Source organism: Bacillus sp. GMa5/1 (assembly GCF_050172015.1).
Lineage (GTDB): Bacteria > Bacillota > Bacilli > Bacillales > Bacillaceae_G > Bacillus_A > Bacillus_A cereus.
This window is the reverse complement of record NZ_JBNLYC010000228.1, coordinates 1-5,518: the sequence shown is the minus strand read 5'-3', so window position 1 is coordinate 5,518 and position 5,518 is coordinate 1. Positions and strand designations below refer to the sequence as shown.

Below are 5,518 nucleotides of genomic sequence, written 5' to 3'. Positions count from 1 at the left end.
AGATTCTTGGAGATGGCAATCAAATAACAAAGATGGTTATGAAGAGTAGGAATGAAAGAGAGGGTATCGTCGACAAAATATGTTCGACAATACCCTCTCTTTTTTTATAGGATTTTTGCTATACTAAACTGTACTATAATACATGATGGAAGGAGGAGAATGATGAAAATACTTGTGGTTGATGATGAATCGAGTATTCGTAATTTGATTCGGATGCAGTTGGAGATGGAAGGTTATGAAGTATTGGCAGCGGCTGATGGGAGAGAAGCTTTGGAGCGATGGAATGAAGGGCCGGATGTATTGATTTTGGATGTTATGCTTCCGGATACGGATGGGTATGAGTTGCTTCGTTTGTTCCGTGAGAGGGATAGGGATATTCCGGTGCTTATGTTAACGGCAAAGAGTCAGATGAATGATAAGTTGCTTGGCTTGCAGCTTGGGGCGGATGATTATGTGACGAAGCCGTTTAATTATGCGGAGCTTATTCTTCGGATTAAGAATATGGCGCGGCGTGTAAAGAAGGCGGAGGCTGCTGTAAGTCATGAAGTAATTGAGGCTGGAGAGATAGTGGTTTGTCCTAAGGAAAGAAAGGTACATGTGAGTGGACAAGAGATTCAGTTAACGTACCGAGAGTTTAATTTATGTCAGTTATTTGTTTCAAATCCACAGCGTGTGTTTATGAGGGATGAGTTACTTGAGAAAGTATGGGGATTTGAGTATATCGGAAATACGAGAGCCGTTGATATTATGGTGCAGAGACTTCGCAAGAAGCTTGGGACGAGCGGAGAATATATTAAGACAATTTATGGCGTTGGCTATAAACTGGATTGTTAAGTGGTGATGGTATGTCTTTAAAGCGAAATATGGTGTTTGGAATAGTTGGGCTGTTAATTCCGATTTTTGTTCTTTTATATGCAGTTGTTTATATTACGTTAGAAAAGAATATGTATCATAACGCAGCAGATTCTTTAGAAAAGTTAAGTGTAGAAGCACAAATTTATACGATGAATTATTTAGAGAGGGAAGCAGAAGTGGATACGCTTGGTCCGAATTCACTTTTAATTGCGTCGTATTTAGCGAAGCGTATGGATGTCCGTGTGCAGATGATTGGGAAGAATGGCGATGTTGTTGCAGATACACAAAAAGGAGCATTGCTTCACCGTAACATCGACATTGAGAGTTCTTTGAAGGGAAAGAAGTCTTACGTTTTTGAGGAGGCGGATCCAGCTCCTATTCTTTTGTTTTCAAGCCCGGTTTATTATGGAAACGATGTCATTGGAAGTATTCGTTTTATAAATGAGTTAACGGGTGAGAAGGAAGTTTTAACAAATGTGAGCTGGACGTTCTTAATGACATCTCTTTGTTTAGTAGCTACCGGTATTTTCTTTGCGATTCGTTTGGCGAAGTCTCTTCATAAACCGATTGATCAGTTGAGACAAATGGCACAGAGGCTCGCGAATGGTGATTATAAGAGTAAGATTGAGTTAAATGAGTATGTGGAAATCGCTCAGCTTTCAGCATCTTTTAATGCGATGGCCGATGGAATTGAACTGCATATTAAGCAATTGCAGGAGGAGAAGGAGAAGCAGAAAGATTTCCTAGACCGCATTACGCATGAGCTAAAAACACCGCTAACGGCAATTATCGGTTATGTTGATTTAATTCCGAAGTTACAATCGAAAGAAGATGTACAGGAAAGTCTTCGTTATGTGGCTGTGGAAAGTGAGCGTTTATTATCACTTGTAGAGGAACTGCTTAAGTCCTCGAAATATGGGACGAGTACGTTTGAAGTGTCTCCTACAGTTGTGAATATAAAGGAATTGGCAGAAGAAGCAGTTTCAATTGTGAAACCTCGCCTAAATCAATTTGAAATTGAAGTGATAAATGAGTTAACGGATGTACATGTTGTTGCGGATTTTGATAAGACGAAGCAAATTTTCTTAAATGTGCTTGATAATGCAATTAAGTATAGTGATGCTTCGCACATTCGTATGAATGTAATTGTAAATGAGCATGAGGCGAAGGTTTTTGTTCATGATGATGGGATCGGTATAGATGAAGTGGTGCTTGCAGAGTGGAAAGAGTCTCCGAAAGGAAAGGCACTTCCTTCTAGTTACGGGAATGGTTATGGTTTGTATATTTGTCAGGAGATTATGAGTAAGCAGGGCGGAAGCATGCGGATTGAGAGTAGTGAAGAAATAGGTACTACAATATTCATTACATTTTTGCTTCCGAGAAGGATGGAAGACATAAAAAACTTGAAAGCGGTTAAATGATACATTTATGAAACAATTATGCGGTATTTTCGAAACAACGTTTTTTTATCTTGGAGGTAGGCAGAAATGAAAAGGCTATCATTTCAAATTCTTATGTTTGTCATTTGTATGATTGTTTCTCTTGTTTTGTTTTATGTTATGGAGAAGCAAATCTATAATCGAATTAACATTGTAAATGATAAACAAGCCGTTTTACAAAGGGTGAATGAATCTCTTCCAATTGAAGTGAAAGTAAGACATGAAAAGTGGGGAGAAATCGTTGTAACGGATGAAGTTCGTTTGCATACGATTGTTTCATTCTTTGACCGAATTCGAATAGAGCCGGGGGACGTTAAGAGCCAAGAACAAGTATTTACTGGAGAAGTAACGTACTTGAATGGACATAAGCGTACTTTTGCAGTAGGTGACTTGTTCCAGTATGGGGAAAATGTATACGGAAAGAATGGCATGGATCCGATGATTTCAGCACTTCAAACGTATTTATTAAGCCTGTATTACACGCCAGAGCGTATTAGTGATTTCTTTGCTTCAGCAAAGGATGTCGTAGTACGTCAAGGCGATGTGGTACGTACTATCAATCTTACGCACATGCTTGATTCTATTCGATACGCAAAGCAAATTACAGATTACGGAGAGATTCAGAAGTTATTACAATCGCAGAATGAACCGATTGCTTATATTACAGCTTATAAAACAGGTAAGCGTGTAAAGAATGATCGTGAAGATATTCTTACGATTTCTGTGTATCCATCGTACTTTGTTGTGCAATATCTCGGTGATAATAACGGGAATGTCATGTATATGAAAGGCTCTCTAGCAGAGTTATTCGTAAAGGAGAATGCGTCATGAGAAAGATAGCCTTTTTCTTCTTTTTGCTAGTAATTGGAGGAGCGATGTCTAGTTGCTCTCGAGATACAACCTCTATTAAATATAGTAAAAATGGTCTCCCTATTTTGGATGATCGTCATATTGTTGCGTATGTAGCGGCTCGTGAGGAAGTTGGTGAAGCGTTACTTTCATCATTTTGTAAACCGCGCGGATGTACGTATGAATTTATTCGTCTTTCAACAGAAGAACTTCTTCGTAGAGTGGAAGAAGAAGCTGGAAATCCGAAGGCGGATATTATTATTGGCGGTACAGTAGATGCGCATCAAATGATGAAGCAAAAAAATCTTTCTATTCCTGTGATAAGCCAACATGCAAATCGTATTTCAAAAACTGTTAAAGATAAAGATGGTTATTGGTACGGTTATGAAGTGGAGAAGCTGGCAATTGCGATTAATAAAGAGCGGTGGAACGAGGAAATAGCGCCGCTCGGTCTCTCGTATCCGTTAAGATGGAAAGATTTATTGAATCCAGTATATAAAGGAAAGATTGTCATGCCCGATCCAAATGTTTCAGGTACAGCATATACGTTTTTCCAATCACTGATTGATACGTTAGGTGAAGAGGAAGCGAAGGGATATGTGAAGAATCTGGCAGAACAAGTTGGAGAAGTAACAGTGAATGGTTACATCCCAGCAGAACTTGTTGCGAGCGGTGAATATATGATAGGCATCAACTTTATGGGAGATCAGAGAATGCTTCAAAAACAAGGCTTTCCGATTTTAAGTAACGAACCTGAGCAAACAGGGTTATCTGTTAATGCGATTTCTAAACTAAAACGTGCACCGAGTGGTATTATTGCGGATTTATTTATTGATTATTGTTTATCAGAAGAAGCGGGGCATATTTTAGAAAAAGTGTCGTTTGGCGTACCAACGATGTTTGCGAAGAATGAGAAAGAAATAGAAGGACAGCCGGTTAGAAGGACGAACCAAAATATATCAAATAGCGGAATAATCGAGATATGGAATAGACAGCGTCTCTCTCTGAAATGAGAAAAGGAGACGGAAATATATGTTTAAATGGCTCAAGCCAGCACCTGCAATTGAAAGATTGCCAGCGGATATGATCGATCGTGTATATCGATTACTACGTATTCGTGTGTTAATCGGGATTTCAGTTGGATATGCTGCTTATTATTTAGTTCGTAGTAACTTTACGTTATCAAGTACGTATTTAGTACAAGAATATGGTTTTAGTACAGCTGAAATTGGTCTACTAGGTTCAGTAATGGCAATTGTTTATGGATTTAGTAAGTTCTTTATGGGGAATTTATCAGATAAAGCTTTCGCCCAGCGCTTTATCGCAGTCGGTTTATTCTTATCAGGGCTTGTAAATATTTGTTTCGGCTTTGCATCATCATTTGGGATGATTGTTACATTACTTGTTGTTAACGGTATTGTACAAGGTATGGGAGCACCACCTTGTAGTATTGTTATGACGAAATGGTTCTCGAAGAAAGAACGCGGTACGAAAACAGGTCTTTGGAATATTTCACATAACGTTGGTGGAATGCTTGTGCCACCACTTGTCGGAATTGGTGTAGGTATTTTCGGTGAAAATCATTGGCAAGGTGGCGTGTTTATTTTCCCAGCGATTATCGCAATGGTAATTGCAGTACTTGTTTGGATCAATGCGAAGGATACACCAGAATCTGAAGGTCTTCCTCCAATTGATGAGTATCGTAATGACTATGAAAATCTTGAAAAAGCAGATAATGCTAACAAGATGTCACCAAAAGAAATTTTAATGAAGTATGTAGTGAAAAATAAATTTGTATGGTTCTTATGTATTGCGAATGCTTTTGTTTATTTAATTCGTTTCGGTGTTATTAACTGGGTTCCACTTTATTTAACGACAGTTAAAGGATTTTCAAAAGCAGAAGCGCATGCGGCATATGCAATCTTTGAAGGTATGGCAATTCCAAGTTCATTAATCGTTGGCTTTTTAAGTGATAAATTATTTAAAGGAAAACGTATGCCATTATGTATTATTAGTATGGTTGGAGTTGTTATTGGTACGTTTATATATTGGCAAGCAACTAGCGTACTTGTTGTAAGTATTGCAGTTTCTATTATCGGTTGTTTAATTTATGTACCACAGTTCTTAATCGGTTTAAGTGCGATGGAATTAGTACCGAAATTTGCAGTAGGTACGACAGTTGGTATGTGTGGTCTATTCGGTTATGTAGGCGGAAGTCTTGTAGCTAACGCAGCAATTGGTGTTATTGTTGATAGTTCTGGCTGGGATGGTTGTTTCATCTTACTATTAACAGGTGCGGTTTTATCAACAATCTTCTTATTTATTGTTCAACGTGGACATGAGAGAAAAGATCCTAAAGTAGCGTAATATTTTGT

The 5,518-nt window shown here is 38.3% G+C and carries 5 protein-coding genes; all 5 read left to right on the top strand.

Annotation, left to right across the window (positions count from 1 at the left end):
* Positions 1 to 162 precede the first annotated feature (162 nt).
* The 5 genes from ACQGSG_RS26055 (at position 163) to ACQGSG_RS26035 (ending at position 5,510) form a co-directional block, all read left to right on the top strand.
* Positions 163 to 834, top strand: a complete 672-nt coding sequence (locus tag ACQGSG_RS26055; RefSeq protein WP_000699550.1) for a response regulator transcription factor — start codon at positions 163 to 165, stop codon at positions 832 to 834.
* A gap of 11 nt (positions 835 to 845) precedes the next feature.
* Positions 846 to 2,276 carry a HAMP domain-containing sensor histidine kinase gene (locus ACQGSG_RS26050; protein ID WP_087948333.1) on the top strand — a complete coding sequence of 477 codons (1,431 nt, stop codon included), beginning with the start codon at positions 846 to 848 and terminating at the stop codon, positions 2,274 to 2,276.
* A gap of 66 nt (positions 2,277 to 2,342) precedes the next feature.
* The gene (locus ACQGSG_RS26045; RefSeq protein ID WP_098299773.1) at positions 2,343 to 3,125 is read left to right on the top strand and encodes a DUF3919 family protein; all 783 of its coding nucleotides are present in this window, start codon (positions 2,343 to 2,345) and stop codon (positions 3,123 to 3,125) included.
* Positions 3,122 to 4,156: an ABC transporter substrate-binding protein gene (locus tag ACQGSG_RS26040; protein ID WP_001225645.1), complete on the top strand. Its 1,035-nt coding sequence runs from the start codon at positions 3,122 to 3,124 to the stop codon at positions 4,154 to 4,156. Before ACQGSG_RS26045 ends, ACQGSG_RS26040 begins: the two co-directional genes overlap by 4 nt.
* A gap of 19 nt (positions 4,157 to 4,175) precedes the next feature.
* The gene (locus tag ACQGSG_RS26035) at positions 4,176 to 5,510 is read left to right on the top strand and encodes an MFS transporter (protein ID WP_000477602.1); all 1,335 of its coding nucleotides are present in this window, start codon (positions 4,176 to 4,178) and stop codon (positions 5,508 to 5,510) included.
* The last annotated feature ends 8 nt before the right edge of the window (positions 5,511 to 5,518 follow it).

Bases quoted from the DNA above. Each gene is read 5' to 3' on its own strand.
- ACQGSG_RS26055 (WP_000699550.1), top strand. From the start codon at position 163: ATGAAAATACTTGTGGTTGATGATGAATCGAGTATTCGTAATTTGATT.
- ACQGSG_RS26050 (WP_087948333.1), top strand. From the start codon at position 846: ATGTCTTTAAAGCGAAATATGGTGTTTGGAATAGTTGGGCTGTTAATT.
- ACQGSG_RS26045 (WP_098299773.1), top strand. From the start codon at position 2,343: ATGAAAAGGCTATCATTTCAAATTCTTATGTTTGTCATTTGTATGATT.
- ACQGSG_RS26040 (WP_001225645.1), top strand. From the start codon at position 3,122: ATGAGAAAGATAGCCTTTTTCTTCTTTTTGCTAGTAATTGGAGGAGCG.
- ACQGSG_RS26035 (WP_000477602.1), top strand. From the start codon at position 4,176: ATGTTTAAATGGCTCAAGCCAGCACCTGCAATTGAAAGATTGCCAGCG.